This is a genomic window from Novosphingobium sp. TK71 (assembly GCF_055361505.1).
In genome coordinates, this window is sequence record NZ_JBSZKA010000001.1 from 1,968,169 (window position 1) to 1,982,500 (window position 14,332).

Below are 14,332 nucleotides of genomic sequence, written 5' to 3' on the forward strand. Positions count from 1 at the left end.
GATGGGCCGCCTTGCTGCATCGCTGCGATCGCGCCGCCTGCGCCCTTTGCGGGAACTGCGCGGCGATCAAGGCGGCGTGATCGGGCCTATGGTGGCGGTTCTGGGCGTGTCGCTGGTTGGCGCGGCGGGGCTCGCGCTGGATGTGGGGCTCTATTATCTCGGCAACCGGGACCTACGCGCCGCTACCGAGGCGGCAGCGCTGGCGGCTGCGATGAACCCGCTTCAGGCCGAAAGCCGTGCGCGGGACTATCTCGTTCGCAACGGTTACGATGCGTCGGTTCTCAAGTCCGTGCAACTGGGCCGTTATTGCGCGGATTCCGGCCTGTCGAGCGAGCAGCGTTTCGATGCCACGATGGCCCGCTGCCCCGGAAACGGTCTTGCCAATGCCGTTCGTGTGACCACCGGAAAATCCGCCCGCCGCTATCTCACCGGGGTTCTGGGCGATGCCAGCCCCATACCCGACCTGGGAGCTACCGCTTCGGCGGCACGGGTGGACGAGGCGGGCGTCGGGATCACCTCAGGTCTTCTCACCGTCACCAATTCCCTGGTCAATCTCGTCAACGACCTGCTCGGCGCGTTGCTCGGCATCAAGCTTCGCCTTTCGACCGCCGATATCGAAGGCATGATGAACGGCGATGTCGATGCCGGGCTGTTCTTCGATGCCCTCGCCCGGAACGCCAATTTCACCGGCACTTACGGTCAGCTCGTGCAAGGCAGCTACGGACTGAAGGACGTGGCCAATGCCGCCGCCAGCGCTACGACCAATCCCGCGACCAAGGCCGGGCTGACAGCCTTCGCCTCGCAAGTGACCAATGGCTACCAGGTTCCGATGGCAGGGTTGTTCGGTCTCGGCGTGTGGAAGAACATGCCGGTGGGCGAGGCCGACGTGAAGCCGGCGCTGCGTGCCGGGATGAATGCCTACCAGCTCATCTCGTTCGCCGCGCAGGCAGGCCCCGGGGCCATCGATCTTTCCGATACCGTGAGCCTGCTGGTGCCGGGCAGCACGGTCAGGGTCGGGGCGGTGGCGTCCGGACCGATGGACCGCCCCCGTTTTTCCTTCGGACCTGCCGGAGAGACCGTTGCCGGAACCTCGATGCTGCGGCTGCAGGTGCTGATCGAACTGGTCAACCTGAAGCTGCCCGTGGTCAAGGACCTGCTCTCGGCGGAGATTCCCGTCATTCTGGATGTGGCGGCGGCGCGGGCCGAAGTCGCGTCGATCAACTGCGCGGGCAGTACGGAGCAGAAGGTCGACACCCGGGTGACGGTCAATGCGACGAGCGGTCTGGTCAATGCCTATATCGGCACTGCGCCGACCAATGCGATGACGAAGCCTATCCCGTCGCTGACCGCGGCCGACATCAAGCAGGCCAGTATCATCAGCTCATCGTTGCTGGGCATCCCGATCATCGATGTAAAGGCGCGCGCGATCGCGCAGCCGGTGCTCGGCAACAGCGCCGCGCTGGTGTTCGGACCCGGCGGGCAAGGCACTATCGGCACGCCGGCAGCACCGGGGCGCTCCGCGTCGATCGGCAACGGATCGCAGGTCGGCCCGCTCCTGACTTCGCTCGTCAGCAGCATTTCGGCACCGGACGGCCTGCAGGTCAACCTTCTGGGCCTTTGCATTCCGCTTGTTTGCGAGGCGAACACCGCGGCGGTGCGGTCCGCGCTTCTCAGCGCCATCGTGACCCCGGTCAGCGCACTGGTCGGCGGGACGGTCGATCCGCTGCTCGACAATCTGTTGGCGGCGCTGGGGATCCAGCTCGGTCACGCAACAGTATGGGTAACAGGTGCGCGCTGCGGCGTGCCCGTATTGATCTAGATTTCTTAAGACCGGAGCCGGATACCTCCACCGGTTACGGAATTTTAATCGGAGGAAATGGGGAGTATTGAGCCATGAAAACCATTCGTAAGCTTTTTGCGCGTCTGATCGCTGATGAACGCGGCCTTACGGCTGTTGAATATGCAGTGTTGGGAGCAATTGTGGTGGGGGCCATCAGTTCTATCGGAACTGCATTCGGAAGCGGCCTTACCGGCGCCTTCCAGACGATGATCGACAATTTCTCCTGACAAGGATGATGCGCATGTCAGCTGATCCGATCCGTCGACTGCTGAAATGCGACAGGGGCATGGCAGCGCTGGAGTTCGTTTTCCTCGCTCCGGCGCTGCTCGCCCTGGTTTTCGGGATATTCGTCTATTCGATCTACTTCAGTGCTCTCATCGGGGTGCGTCATGCCGCAGCCGAAGGCGCCCGCGCCGCGGTTGCGGGATTGTCGACTCAGGAACGTGTATCGATTGCAGAGACACGGGCCAAAGAAGTGATCGACGGCTACGGGAAAATTCTTGGCGGAGGTTCGTCGCCGGTGATCACGGCGGCATCGGATGGTACCGGCTTGTTCAAGGTAAAGGTCAGCTATGACATGGCTGCCAGTCCCATCATGAAGTATGGGAATTTCATCCCATTGCCATCATCCAATCTGGAGGCAAGCGTGATCGTGACGAACGGGGGATACTGAATGGGCGGGATGGGATACTTCAATATAGCAGTATTGATATTGCTGCTTCTGCCGGCGGTAGTCCTGCCGTGGGAAGGGCGAAAGCCTTCCGATCTGCTTTATGTGGCGATTGCGCTGGGCGGCCTGGCCTTCGCGGGCGCTCGGGGCGGCCTGCCGGCGGTCGGCTGGTCGGTTGCCGCCGGATTGGGGTGCCTGCTGCTGGTAACCGCGGGCGTGGCTGCGCTGCGCACCGGAATGCAGCTCCAGATCCTGACCGGCGGCCAGATCAAGCTGCTGGCGGCGGGGGCAACCTGGCTGGGCGTCGAGGGGGCGCTTTTCGTGATTGCGATCACGGCGCTGACCCTGCTGGCTCTGGCAGCAGTCCAACAGTTCCGGACCGTCGCTCGACGGCCTGATTCGGCGGCCATCATGGCCATCGCCATCTTCTGCGTCGGACTTCAGCAAGTCCTGCCCGGCACCTAGCGGCCCGCTCAGACGAGGTTATTTTGCACATGAACGTGATGACACCGACCTGGCGAACGCGACTTGGGGCCATTCTCAATCCGGGACCGGCCAGCGCGGAAAATGAGAGCGAATATCCGGTGCACGACGATACGCCGCCCGAGCCGGTCCTTATCGTGGATGACGACGAGGACTTCGGCAGCGAGTGTGCGTTCAGCCTCCAGCTCATGGGGTATGAGCCGGTTGTCGCAACAAGTGCAGAAGAGGCGATGGAGCTGTTCGAGGAGCACGAGATCTCGATCGCGATCGTCGATTACAATATGCCCGGACAGGATGGCATCGCGCTGATCCACGCGCTTTCGCAAAGCGCCGAGATGCGGGGGCGGCGGCTCCAGTTCATCATGGCCACAGGCTATGCCAGCAAGGATGTCGCCATCGACGCGATGCGGGCTTCCGCTGTCGACTTCCTGGAAAAGCCGGTCAACCAGTCGGATCTCCGCAAGGCGTTGCAGCGTATCAAGGGATTGCGCCAGACGCCGGAGGCGAGAGGCTCGCTGCTGGGAAAGATTTCCAGCCTGAGCACCGAACTTCAGCGCCTTGCGATCCTGATGGATGACCCGGACGCTTCCGCGCGGCGGGCCGATGTAGCTCCTTCAGATGAGATCAAGGCGCCGGTCGCCGGGGTTAATGCGCCCGCTTCCGAAACCGGGCAGTTGACGGATTACATCCGGGAACTGCTGCGCAAGGAAATGAAACGCAGGGAGATCGGCGGCGGCGAACTGTTCGGGGATCCAGCCTGGGAAATGTTGCTCGATCTTCTGCTGGCCAAGATCGAAGGCCGGCGCGTTTCGGTATCGAGCGCCTGCATCGCCTCCGGCGCACCGATGAGCACGGCGCTGCGGCTGGTGCGGCGACTGGTTGGGGAAGGTGTGCTCTGTCGATTGCCAGATGAGCAGGATCGTCGTCGTCACTTCCTGATCATCAATCCCAAGTTCGAACTGCCCCTGCTGGATTATCTTACCGAACAGCTTCGCCAGCGGTCGGCTGCTTCCACCCGGTAGCAGGGCGCGGGCTGACTCGAAAATTCGGCGATCAGGAACGCTTTGTTTACCAACAATCGTTAGCAAAGCCGCCGTTCCGACCTACGTGAATGGCCTGATGACTACCGACCCGCGGACAATGTTGTTCATGTCAAATGCGATCGCCTTCGTGGCGTCCGCATTCCTTATGCTGGAATGGCATCTCTTGCGGGAGCGGTCGCTGGCATATTGGAGCGCCGGTTTCGGCGCGATCGTGGCGGGCTGCACGATCACGCCGCTGCGGGAGCAGGGGTTCTTCATTGCGGGCATCTGGGTGGCCAATGGCCTCCTGGTGGTGGCGCATATCGCGTTTCTCTTCGGTACTTCCGCCTTCGCCGGAAAGCGTCCGCCCAAGGCATGGACATGTGTGCTGATCGCCTGGTTGGCGATGCTGGCCGTGCCTGAGGGGCCCGCGCGAACGCAGGTCCTGGCGCTGACCAATTCGCTGATCGTTGCGTTGCTCTCGCTCAAATGTGCGGATCTGTTGGGCGGGCTGCGCAAACGGCGAGACCCCGATACCACGGTGCTGGCCTTCGCCTTTCTCGGGCATGGGGCATTCTATCTCTTCAAGGCTTTCGCGGTGTTTCTGCCTGGGGCCTTCATCAACTTGACGCATTACAGCGGCCTGATGATTTCGGTTTCGCTGTTCGAAGGGATCATGATGGAAGTGGCCCTTGCGCTGTCCATTGTCGGCACGCTGCGTCGGCGCCGCGAACAGAGCATCGTGAAACTGGCCGAGCACGACCCGCTGACGGGGCTGCTCAACCGCCGTGGCTTCGAAGCGCGCGCGAATGCCCTGCTGCGTGCGGAAGCCGGCCAAGGGGCCTTGCTGCTGCTCGATATCGACCATTTCAAGTCGATCAACGATGGCTACGGACATCCTGAAGGGGATCGTCTGCTGATCGCCTTGGGTGTGTTCCTCAACTCGGCCCTGCCCGAAAATGCGGTCTATGCCCGGCTTGGTGGAGACGAGTTCGCCGTTTTGCTACCCGGTACCAGCGCCTTGTCGGCGCTGACGCTGGGCAAGACTCTTTGTCAGGGCTTCGCCAGGATCGGAGCGCGGGGGAACGGCGGCACGCTAAGCATCGGCTGCGCGACATATTCGGAAGGCTCGCTTGCGCTGGAAGAACTGCAGGCGATTGCCGACAGGGCGCTTTACGACGCCAAGCGACAGGGCAGGAACCGTTCAAGTCATCGCGATGCGACGCCTGCGGATACGGCCTTGTCCAGCATTCCAGCGCTGCATGAGGCGCACGTTCCCGCGACTTCGGCCGACGTGCTTTCGATCGCGGCCGCGTCGCCGACCCGCGCCTGAGGAAGCGTTAGGGCCGGTTATCCACCGGCGCGAAACCGCAGGCGCGAATCCCCGCCGTAAATCGAGGCATCCCGCTTGAGAAACCTTTACCAAAACAATACCTAATCAAGGTAAGTGATACAGTTTGGACCGGGGGGGACAAATTTGCGATCGACCAGGGTATTCAGCGGAAGACAGGAACTGCATGGCGCGGCTGCGCCGGGAGCCTTGGACAAACAGGCGTTCCGGCTGCGTGATCTCGTGCCGGCGGCGGTTCTCCTCGCTTCCGGGCTGACCGCCCTGCTGGTGGCTTCGGTCTGGAGCGATGCCGCCGATGGCAAGTACATCGTCGTGGCCCCGACCGACTGGTCGTTGTCGCGAACGATCGGTCTTGTCCGGTCGGCTGACGGCCGGCTTCTCCAGCGAGCCAGGATTCCCAACGTCATCTTCGCTTCGTCCGCCTCGCCGGACTTCGCGTCTCACCTGCGCGCTGCCGGCGCCTGGCTCGTGGAGCCGGCGCCCCTGCCGCCGGGGTGTTCCATTTCCGAAGAAGGTTCCGTGCCGTGATCGGTGTTCTCGACAAGTTGCGCAACCAGTTCGGCCGCTTCCTGATACCCCTGTTCTGGGGGCATGTACCGCTCCAGGCCGTGGTTGCACACGCGATGGGGCTATCGCCGATCCGGGCGGGGCTTGCCGCCGCCATCGTCGCTCTGGCCTACCATCTTACATGGCGACGCTGCGGTACGGCGCCCGCCACCCGCTATCTTTCGGCGGTCGCCCTGATGGCGGAACCGGCGATGCTGCTGTTCCTGCTTCGCGGACACCCGTGGCAGATGGACATGCATATGTACTTCTTCGCCATGCTGGCCCTGACCATCGCCTGGCTGGACCGCGAGACCATCCTCGTGGCGGCGGGGGCGATTGCAGCGCATCATCTGCTATTGCTCTACCTGCTTCCCTATGCGGTGTTCCCGGCTGCAGGCAATCTGGAGCGGGTCCTGCTTCATGCGTCGATCGTCGCTTTCCAGACTGCCGTGCTGATCTGGCTGAACAAGATGCTGCTCGCCAGCTTCGACCGGATCGGCCGCATGAGCGAGGAAATCGTCGCCAAGAACGCCGCGCTGGAAGCGCGCACGCGCGAGGCCGAGGATGCGACCCGCGCCAAGAGCATGTTCCTGGCGAACATGAGCCACGAGATACGCACACCCATGAATGCGATCATGGGCTTCTGCCATCTGGTTGGCCGCACGAACCTTGACGACCGGCAGCGCGGATATGTCGAGCGGATCAGCGGCGCTGGCGCCTCGTTGCTGAGGCTCATCAACGACATCCTGGACTATTCCAAGAACGAGGCGGGCAAGCTGACGCTGGAAGCGAGGCCTTTCGATTTGCGCGCGGCGATTGCCGGGCAAGTCCAGCTTCTCACGGTGGAGGCAAGTGCCAAGGGCGTGCAGATCGTCTCGCAGATCGATCACAAGGTTCCGAGCGCTGTAATCGGAGACGAGTTGCGGTTCTCGCAGGTCGTGCTCAATCTCCTCAGCAACGCCGTGAAGTTTTCCAACCGGGGCGCGGTGACGATCGCGGTCGATGTGCGTTCGCGGGATTCCTCGCGGCTCACGATCGAGCTTTCGGTTCGGGATCACGGCATCGGTATGTCTGCGGAGCAGCAGGCGGGTCTGTTCAGCTCGTTTTCCCAGGGGGACAATTCCACCACCCGGCGGTTCGGCGGAACGGGTCTGGGGCTGGCGATCTGCCGCCAGATCGTGGAGCAGATGGGCGGTGACATCGGCGTGGAGAGCGCGCCGAACCTTGGCAGCACCTTCACCTGCCGGATGGTCTTCGCAGAGCACGCGAACAGGCGCGCAGATGCGATGCCCGCACCGTATCTGCGCCGGCTTCGCGTTCTGGCGGCGGACGACAACGCAGCCGCGCGTCAGGTCGTGGAGGAGATCTTCAACGACTGGCAGATGGACGTCGATCTCGTTTCCTCCGGGGACGAGGCGGTGGCCGCCTTCGCCAGTGCGGCGCAGCAGGGGGCGGCCTATGATCTCGTCCTGCTCGACTGGAAGATGCCGGGCATGGACGGCATGGAGGCGGTGCGGACTTTGCGGCGCATGCAGCACGGCGCGCCATCGCCGGTGACGCTGATCGTCACTGCCTATGCGATTGACGAGATGGCGGCCGAAGCCGGAGAGGCGGGGGTCTCGGCTTTCCTCACTAAGCCGATCGACCCGGCGGCTCTGCTGGATACGATCACCTCGTTGTTCGCCGAGGCGCAACGGGCGCCCGCTCCCAGGCAGACGGAATCGGTGGCGGAAGGCAAGGTCGAGCCGCATTTACGGGGCCTGCGCGTCCTGCTGGTGGAAGATAACGAGATCAACCGAGAGATCGCGATAGAGTTGCTCACGCACGCCGGCCTGATCGTGGACAGCGCGGAAAACGGCCGGATCGCCTGCGAAAAGGTCATGGAACACGGCGCTGAATATGCCGCGATTCTGATGGACGTGCAGATGCCGGAAATGGATGGCATCGAGGCAACGACGATCATCCGCGAAACCTGGACGGCGGACCAGCTGCCTATCATCGCGATCACCGCTCACGCCTTCGAAACCGAACGGGAGCGCTGCCTGTCTGTCGGCATGAACGATCACGTCGCCAAGCCGGTCGATCCTTCGCAATTGCTCCGTACTCTCAATCGCTGGCTGAAGCCTGCCGTCGGATTGCTCGCGGCGGAGCCCGCGGGGCCCGATGTGCCCCCCCACTCTCCGGATGCGCTGCCCCGGCAGCTCGGCCCGTTCGATCTCGAAACCGCGCTCAAACGGGTGAATGGCAAGGAGGCCCTGCTGCGCAAGCTGGTCATCAGCTTCGCCAATTCCTATGCCCATGCCGAACAGGAACTGCGTGAGCGGATTGCGGCGGGGCAGATCGGCGATGCCCGGCGGCTGGTGCACAGCCTCAAGGGCGTGGCGGGCTCGCTGGAACTGCGCGCGCTGCAAGCCTGCGCGGCAGAGGTTGAACGTCTGCTCGCACAGGATGCTGTTGCCGAGGCGCAGTCTGCACTTGTCGGGCTCGTTCCAGAGCTGAACAGAGCCGTGGCCGCTGCCCGCACACTTTCCACGGAGCCGCCGCCGCCATCATCCTTGGGACTGGTTCTGCCGGTGGACACCGGCTCCGATCTCGGCACCATCCGCGAGGAACTGCGCGGCTTGCTGCATCGTCGCAGTCTGGGCGCGCGGCATGCCTTCGAAAGGATGGCGCGGGCGATGGGCCTGTCCGATGCCGAGCGACTGAATCACCCCCTGCATTGCGCACTCCAGAAGCTCGATTACGTCTCGGCTCTCGCCCTGCTGGATGACGTGCCCATGGAACCTGCGGGAAGCAGCCGGGCGGCCGCATCGGAAGGCATGCCTTCGTGACCAAGGCGACCATCCTCATCGTCGATGACGATGTCGCGAACATCGAGATCATGAACGCCGTGCTCGAAGACGATTACGACGTCTGCTTCGCCATGTCGGGCGAGGAAGCGATCGAAACGGCGCGGACGGTGGACCCGGACCTGATCCTGCTCGATATCGTGTTGCCGGGGCTGGACGGTTTCGAGGTTTGCCGGGAGCTCAAGGTCGATCCCGTGCTGGCGGACGTGCCGATAATCTTCATGACCGGCCTCGACGATTCCGAGGACGAGATGAGGGGCCTTTCGCTAGGCGCGATCGACTATGTGGCCAAGCCGATCCAGCCCGCCATCCTGCGGGCTCGGGTGAGCAACCATGTCGAGCTGAAGCGCCTTCGCGACAAGCTGGCCGAACTGGCGGTAACCGATGCGCTGACCGGGCTCAGCAACCGGCGGCAGCTTGAACGGACGCTGGAGGCAGAGTGGTCCCGAATGTGCCGCAGTGGTGACTGGCTGTCGGTCATCATGCTCGACATCGATTTCTTCAAGCAGTTCAACGACACCTACGGACATGTTGCCGGAGATCGCTGCATCGTCATGATCGCGGCCACGCTCAACCGAGCCTTGCGCCGCGTTACGGCGGTGACGGCCCGTTATGGCGGGGAGGAGTTCGTGTGTATCCTGCCCGGCGCGGACCCGGCTTCCGCGCGGCAGGTCGCGGAGGAAATCCGCAGGCAGGTCAACGCGTTGCAGATCCCTCACGAGACATCGCAGGTCAGTTCCTACGTTACCGTCAGCATCGGTGTCGCCAGTGCGCGCTGCACTGGCGACATGACGCCTGAACGGTGGATCGCGGAAGCGGACAAGCAGCTCTACCTTAGCAAGGTCGGAGGCCGGGACCGGATCGTCGGAACCCAGTTCCAGGTGACCTGCCTGGGTTGACGGCTGCGTCAGGCCGGCTCGGCAACCCGTTCCGGCTGCATCAGCCGCTCGGCGATGCGGTCCGCGACGGTCGAGGGCGGGAGTGCGTCCTGCGCCGCTTCATCGAGAAGCGCAGACACGCGGGGGCCGATCTGAAGGACGCGCTGGCGGACTTCATCGGTGCTTTCGTGAAGGTACTCGGCCGAGACGTTGATGATGCCGCCTGCATTGGCGACGTAGTCGGGCACGTAGACCAGCCCGCGTTCCAGCAGGAGGCCGGCGACATCTTCGCTGGAGAGCTGGTTGTTGGCTGCTCCGCAAACGATCTGGGCCTGCAGTGCCGAGACGGTTGCCGCATCCAGCACGCCGCCAAGGGCGCAAGGCGCGAAGACATCGGCGGCAACTCCTGAGATCTCGCTGACCGGCACGATGCTGGCGCCATGCTTCTCGGCGATCCGCGCGCAGCGGGCCGGATCGATATCGGCCACGACGAGCCGGGCGCCGGCTTCAGCCAGCAGATCGCACAGGTGTGCACCGACGTTACCGACGCCAAGCACCGATACCGTCATGCCGGAAAGGCCGCCGCCGAAACGGAACCCCGCAGCGAAGCGCATGGCCTCGAACACTCCGAGCGCGGTCCAGGGCGAAGGATCGCCCCCGGCGCGGCCGGGCAGTGCCGTGCGGCCGGCCACATGGTTCGTGTGGCGTGCAACCGCCTCCATGTCCGATACGCTGGTGCCGACATCCTCTGCCGTGACATAGCGGCCTTCGAGCCGTTCGACAGCCTCGCCGAAAGCCTCGAACAGGGCTGTGCGGTCGAACGCACCGGCCGGACGGCGAAGCACGGCCTTGCCGCCGCCGAAGGGCAGTTCGGCCATGGCGTTCTTGTAGCTCATGCCTTCGGCCAGACGCACAGCGTCTGCCATGGCGGCGCTTTCGTCGGCGTAAGTCCAGAACCGGCAGCCGCCGGCAGCCGGTCCGCGCGCGGTGGAGTGAATGGCGATTACACCGTCAAGGCCGGCAGCTTCGTCGTAGAGACGGACATATTCCATCGGCGGCGTCATGCGGCTGGCGCGGGCGACCATTTTCGAACTCCAGTCGGGATTGGCGTAATTGCCGCAAGCATTGTCGCAGGCCGGGCGGGAGATTTCTCTCCTCATTTGGGTGCGGGAAGCTAGTTTTGTGGCAAGACTGACCCGAGAATACATGATATGAGAATGAAATGACCGAACTTGATCCCTATGAGCGCAAGATTCTCCGCGAGCTGCAGCGCGATGCAGGCCAGACTACGGCGCAGATCGCAGAACGGGTGGGCTTGTCCTCTTCGCCATGCTGGCGCCGGATCGATCGGCTTGAGCGCGAGGGCTACATCAAGCGGCGGGTGGCGCTGGTAGATCGAAAGAAGGTCGGCCTCGATGCCCATGTCTTTGCGCAAGTGAAGCTCAACGCCCATGGCCGCGCCAATCTCGACGAATTCTCCGCCAAGATCCGGGAATTTCCAGAGGTTCTGGACTGCTACGTGCTGATGGGCTCGATCGATTTCCTGATCCGCGTCGTCGCCGCCGATATCGAGGCTTACGAAAAATTCTTCTTCGAGAAGCTGTCTCAGCTTCCCGGCGTTCAGGAAATCAACTCGATCGTGGCCTTGTCGGAAATCAAGGCGACGACCGAGTTGCCGATCTGACCGCGTTTTCCGGGACGCCGGCGCTCGGAAACGCGGCGTTCGCCTTGCGGCGGGCCAGTGGAAGCAGGCCGAGGCCTGCACCGGACAGGGCAAGCGCCAGGTCGATCGCCACCGAACTTGCGGGATGGGTCGGCGCCAGCGCGAAATGGCCTATCCCCGTCGCCAGCAGTGCGAGCCCCAGCGCTGTGCGCAGGCGCGCCGAAGTGATTTCGGCCGGGCGAAGCGTTGCGGCCGCGAGGCCCAGTACCAGCAGGCCCCAGAACACCGGAACCAGCGGGGCTTCGGCACCCGCAATCGCCCGCAGCCAGTAGACCAAGGCCAGCGCGAGCGGACTGCCCCAGATCGTCACCGCCCATTGCGCTTCAAGGCGGGTGGAGGGCCGCCCGCGCGCACGGCGCTTCATCAGCCAGAGCGTCGTGCCCGTCGAGATGATGGCGCAGAGCGCGAGGCCGAAGAGGAAATAGGCGATTTCCACGGGCACACCGCCAAAAGTGCCGAAATGCATCTTGTAGATCGAGGCGATGGCCTGCTGGCCGGTCCGTCCGTCCGAGAGGCCGACATTTCCGCGATAGTTGCCGGTGCCTCCGAACAGATAAGTCTCGCCGTAGATCAGGCGCCGGTCGTGGTCGGCAAGCACGGCAATCTGCTGGCCAGCGGTGCCGGGTTCCTCGATCGTCACATAGGTCACGCGGTGACCGGGACGGTGAGCGGCCATCCATGCCAGGGCCCGGTCCGCGCGGGCTAAGGGTGCAGGGCTGGTATCGGCCTTGGGTTCGGCCCCGAACAGGGGGCCGTAAGCAGCCTCGAAGTCACCGGCATGGCGTTCCGCGGCGATGGTCTGGAATACCAGTTGTCCCAGGCCCAGTATGGCGCCGGTGAAGCCCAGCGCGGCCACGAACGGGAGCAGCCAGACGCCGAAGCGGTTGTGCAGGTCGGACCGGCTGAGTTGCGGCCTGCCCCGCAGGCGCATGCGGAAGGCATCGCGGAAGATGCGCGGATGGGCGATCACGCCGGTGACCGTTGCTGCGCAGAGCATGATGCCCAAGGTTCCGGTAAGCAGCAGCCCCCAGAACATCGGCAGGTGCAGGTAGTAGTGGAGGAAGAGGACGAACTCGGTCCAGACGTGCGCTTCCGGGGCATCGTAGCGCCCCGCGGCGTCGACGTAGGCCGCACCGTTATCGGTCGTCACGACCACGCGCGGAAGGCCCTCGGTCGGCAGGTGGATGAAGGCGTGAGTGGTTGGCTTTCCTTGCCGCGCGAGCAGGCCTTCCAGAGCGCGCTGGGCGGCTTGCGGCGAGATTTCGGCCATTTCGGCGGCGGAGGGTTCCTCCCAGCGCTGCAGGTGTTCCTGGAGGACGACCAATGCGCCGGACAGGCAGACGAGATAGAGCGCAGCCCCTATCAGCAGCCCGATTGCGGCATGGCCGGCAAGGGCGCGCTGCACTAGTCCTTCGGAAGGCTTCACATTGCCAGCCATGCAATCCCTCCAACCAGTGCGACCGCGACCGGCGCGGGGATCATCGCCGAGAGAGTCCTGCAGGTCATCTGCCAGCTTGCCATCGCAATCCACAACAGGGGAAGCAGGAAAAGCGCCGTTGCCGTGGCATCGGCTTCGTGGCTGCCGGCGCGGAACATCGCGCGTTGCACCACCCAGGCGAGCCATAGCCCGGCAGCAAGATCCAGCCCGACGACGACAAGGAACACGCCGCAGCGACGCGCGATATCGGGCCAGTCCACCGGGCCGACCGGCAGCGGCGCGGGCGCCCTTTCACGCGGTGTGCGCTGCGGCGCCGGGGTAGCGGCAGCGGCCTGCGCGATCACGGCCAGTGCCATCGTCATCGAGACGGTTGCGCCCGCCGTCAGTCCCCAGGCGCCTTCACCGGCTGCCAGCAGGACCGTGGCAACCGCCATCGCCGTCCATGCGATGGCCACCACGGCCCTGCTGCGCTGCCATCCGTAGCGCAGCAGCAGCGGACCGGCCGCACAAAGCGCCAGCGCGCCGGTGAGGGTTGCCCCGGCCATCGTCAGAAACTGAAGCCGACCGTTCCGCGCACCGTGCGCGGAGCACCGTAGTAGGCCTGGTCCCACTGAAGGCTTGTCCAGTACTTCACATTCGTCACGTTATCGACGTTCACTGCGAGCGACACGTTCTTCGTCACCTGATAGCGGGCCATGAGATCGACGATAGCATAACCTTTCTGCGTCATGGTCGCATCTTCGCCATCGGCGGTGAAGGCTTCGTAAAGCTGCGATATCCTGCTCTGGTACCGGGCCGAAACACCCATGCGCAGTTCGTCGAGCGAGGGCGGGGAATAGACCGCGCTCAGCCGTACCGTGTGGCGCGGAATGAAGGTCCGGGCTTTATCGCCCTGGTCATCCTCGATATCGACATAGGCATAGCCGCCCGAGAGCTGAAGGCCCGGCAGCGGCTCGCCCGCCACATCGACTTCGACGCCTTGCGACCTGGCGTTGACACCTCTGTAAAGCGTCTGGCCAAGGTCGGGATCGAAGCCGATGGATTCGGCCACATTGTCCTGCCTGGTCTTGAAGACGGCCACGGCGGCGGTGAGCCTGCCATCGTTCCACGCGCCTTTGATGCCGGCCTCGTAGGTTTCGCCTTCGAGGGGATCGAGGATCGATCCGTCCGCTGCGAGTTGCACCTGCGGGCTGAAGATCGTCGCATAGCTGGCATAGGCGGTGAGAGTGCCGGTGAGATCGAAAGTCAGGCCGGCGAACGGCAGGAACTTGGTCCGGTCGAACGAATAGGGCGTGTCATAGGAGATGCCGGTTCGCTTGGCATTGGTGACATTGCCGCCGATCATGACCTTGAGCGGATCGGCCAGCGAGATGCGTGCCAGGCCGTAGACACTGGCGATCTTGGTCTTGAAGTCGGCCGTCACGGCATAGTCGCCGAAGTTCGGGTAAGCGAAATCGCCGTCAAAGGCGCTGTTACCCGGCAGAGCGACGCCGATGGCATCTGCATCCACCGATTCCTGCTCGACCAGACGG

Annotated in this window: 14 protein-coding genes (1 of these 14 cut by a window edge); 10 read left to right on the forward strand and 4 right to left on the reverse strand. The window is 63.9% G+C overall.

Annotation, left to right across the window (positions count from 1 at the left end):
- Position 1 precedes the first annotated feature (1 nt).
- The 9 genes from ACXJ16_RS24505 (at position 2) to ACXJ16_RS24545 (ending at position 9,660) form a co-directional block, all read left to right on the forward strand.
- Positions 2 to 1,819: a TadG family pilus assembly protein gene (locus ACXJ16_RS24505; RefSeq protein WP_054436419.1), complete on the forward strand. Its 1,818-nt coding sequence runs from the start codon at positions 2 to 4 to the stop codon at positions 1,817 to 1,819.
- Between the two features lie 74 nt (positions 1,820 to 1,893).
- Complete coding sequence (locus tag ACXJ16_RS24510; protein ID WP_054436420.1) at positions 1,894 to 2,067, forward strand: Flp family type IVb pilin; 174 nt, start codon at positions 1,894 to 1,896, stop codon at positions 2,065 to 2,067.
- A gap of 8 nt (positions 2,068 to 2,075) precedes the next feature.
- Positions 2,076 to 2,513, forward strand: coding sequence for a TadE/TadG family type IV pilus assembly protein (locus ACXJ16_RS24515; RefSeq protein ID WP_463923315.1), 438 nt, complete (start codon positions 2,076 to 2,078; stop codon positions 2,511 to 2,513).
- A gap of 39 nt (positions 2,514 to 2,552) precedes the next feature.
- Positions 2,553 to 2,975, forward strand: a complete 423-nt coding sequence (locus tag ACXJ16_RS24520) for a hypothetical protein (protein ID WP_231635774.1) — start codon at positions 2,553 to 2,555, stop codon at positions 2,973 to 2,975.
- 29 nt (positions 2,976 to 3,004) lie between these two features.
- Entirely contained in the window at positions 3,005 to 4,015 is a 1,011-nt protein-coding gene (locus tag ACXJ16_RS24525; protein ID WP_292636583.1) for a response regulator, read from the forward strand.
- A gap of 127 nt (positions 4,016 to 4,142) precedes the next feature.
- Positions 4,143 to 5,348: a GGDEF domain-containing protein gene (locus ACXJ16_RS24530; RefSeq protein ID WP_231635776.1), complete on the forward strand. Its 1,206-nt coding sequence runs from the start codon at positions 4,143 to 4,145 to the stop codon at positions 5,346 to 5,348.
- 207 nt (positions 5,349 to 5,555) lie between these two features.
- Positions 5,556 to 5,894 (forward strand): hypothetical protein, encoded by a 339-nt coding sequence (locus ACXJ16_RS24535; protein WP_054436423.1) that lies wholly within the window; start codon positions 5,556 to 5,558, stop codon positions 5,892 to 5,894.
- A complete protein-coding gene (locus tag ACXJ16_RS24540; RefSeq protein ID WP_054436424.1) occupies positions 5,891 to 8,743 on the forward strand; it encodes a hybrid sensor histidine kinase/response regulator in 2,853 nt (950 codons plus the stop codon). Before ACXJ16_RS24535 ends, ACXJ16_RS24540 begins: the two co-directional genes overlap by 4 nt.
- Complete coding sequence (locus tag ACXJ16_RS24545; RefSeq protein WP_185999221.1) at positions 8,740 to 9,660, forward strand: GGDEF domain-containing response regulator; 921 nt, start codon at positions 8,740 to 8,742, stop codon at positions 9,658 to 9,660. Before ACXJ16_RS24540 ends, ACXJ16_RS24545 begins: the two co-directional genes overlap by 4 nt.
- An 8-nt stretch (positions 9,661 to 9,668) precedes the next feature.
- Here the strand turns inward: ACXJ16_RS24545 and ACXJ16_RS24550 are convergent, their stop codons facing one another.
- Complete coding sequence (locus ACXJ16_RS24550) at positions 9,669 to 10,724, reverse strand: Leu/Phe/Val dehydrogenase (RefSeq protein WP_186000062.1); 1,056 nt, start codon at positions 10,722 to 10,724, stop codon at positions 9,669 to 9,671.
- 137 nt (positions 10,725 to 10,861) lie between these two features.
- Here ACXJ16_RS24550 and ACXJ16_RS24555 point away from each other — a divergent pair, with 137 nt between their 5' ends.
- Positions 10,862 to 11,323 carry an Lrp/AsnC family transcriptional regulator gene (locus tag ACXJ16_RS24555; RefSeq protein WP_054436426.1) on the forward strand — a complete coding sequence of 154 codons (462 nt, stop codon included), beginning with the start codon at positions 10,862 to 10,864 and terminating at the stop codon, positions 11,321 to 11,323.
- Here the strand turns inward: ACXJ16_RS24555 and ACXJ16_RS24560 are convergent.
- The 3 genes in view from ACXJ16_RS24560 to ACXJ16_RS24570 are tightly spaced (at most 2 nt apart) and all read right to left on the reverse strand, a layout consistent with a single transcriptional unit that may run on beyond the window.
- The gene (locus ACXJ16_RS24560) at positions 11,295 to 12,800 is read right to left on the reverse strand and encodes a PepSY-associated TM helix domain-containing protein (RefSeq protein ID WP_454798723.1); all 1,506 of its coding nucleotides are present in this window, start codon (positions 12,798 to 12,800) and stop codon (positions 11,295 to 11,297) included. The two genes, ACXJ16_RS24555 and ACXJ16_RS24560, sit on opposite strands and share 29 nt — an antisense overlap.
- Positions 12,785 to 13,345: a hypothetical protein gene (locus ACXJ16_RS24565; protein WP_054436427.1), complete on the reverse strand. Its 561-nt coding sequence runs from the start codon at positions 13,343 to 13,345 to the stop codon at positions 12,785 to 12,787. Before ACXJ16_RS24565 ends, ACXJ16_RS24560 begins: the two co-directional genes overlap by 16 nt.
- Before the next feature lie 2 nt (positions 13,346 to 13,347).
- Positions 13,348 to 14,332: the 3' end of a TonB-dependent siderophore receptor gene (locus ACXJ16_RS24570; protein WP_054436428.1), read on the reverse strand. The gene runs 1,145 nt beyond the window's last position; only the last 985 of its 2,130 coding nucleotides appear in the window; its start codon lies off the right edge, out of view; the stop codon is at positions 13,348 to 13,350.

Coding starts and splice junctions, on each gene's coding strand:
- ACXJ16_RS24565 (WP_054436427.1), bottom strand. CDS start 13,345: ATGGCCGGGGCAACCCTCACCGGCGCGCTGGCGCTTTGTGCGGCCGGT.
- ACXJ16_RS24525 (WP_292636583.1), top strand. CDS start 3,005: ATGAACGTGATGACACCGACCTGGCGAACGCGACTTGGGGCCATTCTC.
- ACXJ16_RS24505 (WP_054436419.1), top strand. CDS start 2: ATGGGCCGCCTTGCTGCATCGCTGCGATCGCGCCGCCTGCGCCCTTTG.
- ACXJ16_RS24550 (WP_186000062.1), bottom strand. CDS start 10,724: ATGGTCGCCCGCGCCAGCCGCATGACGCCGCCGATGGAATATGTCCGT.
- ACXJ16_RS24510 (WP_054436420.1), top strand. CDS start 1,894: ATGAAAACCATTCGTAAGCTTTTTGCGCGTCTGATCGCTGATGAACGC.
- ACXJ16_RS24560 (WP_454798723.1), bottom strand. CDS start 12,800: ATGGCTGGCAATGTGAAGCCTTCCGAAGGACTAGTGCAGCGCGCCCTT.
- ACXJ16_RS24530 (WP_231635776.1), top strand. CDS start 4,143: ATGTCAAATGCGATCGCCTTCGTGGCGTCCGCATTCCTTATGCTGGAA.
- ACXJ16_RS24555 (WP_054436426.1), top strand. CDS start 10,862: ATGACCGAACTTGATCCCTATGAGCGCAAGATTCTCCGCGAGCTGCAG.
- ACXJ16_RS24515 (WP_463923315.1), top strand. CDS start 2,076: ATGCGCATGTCAGCTGATCCGATCCGTCGACTGCTGAAATGCGACAGG.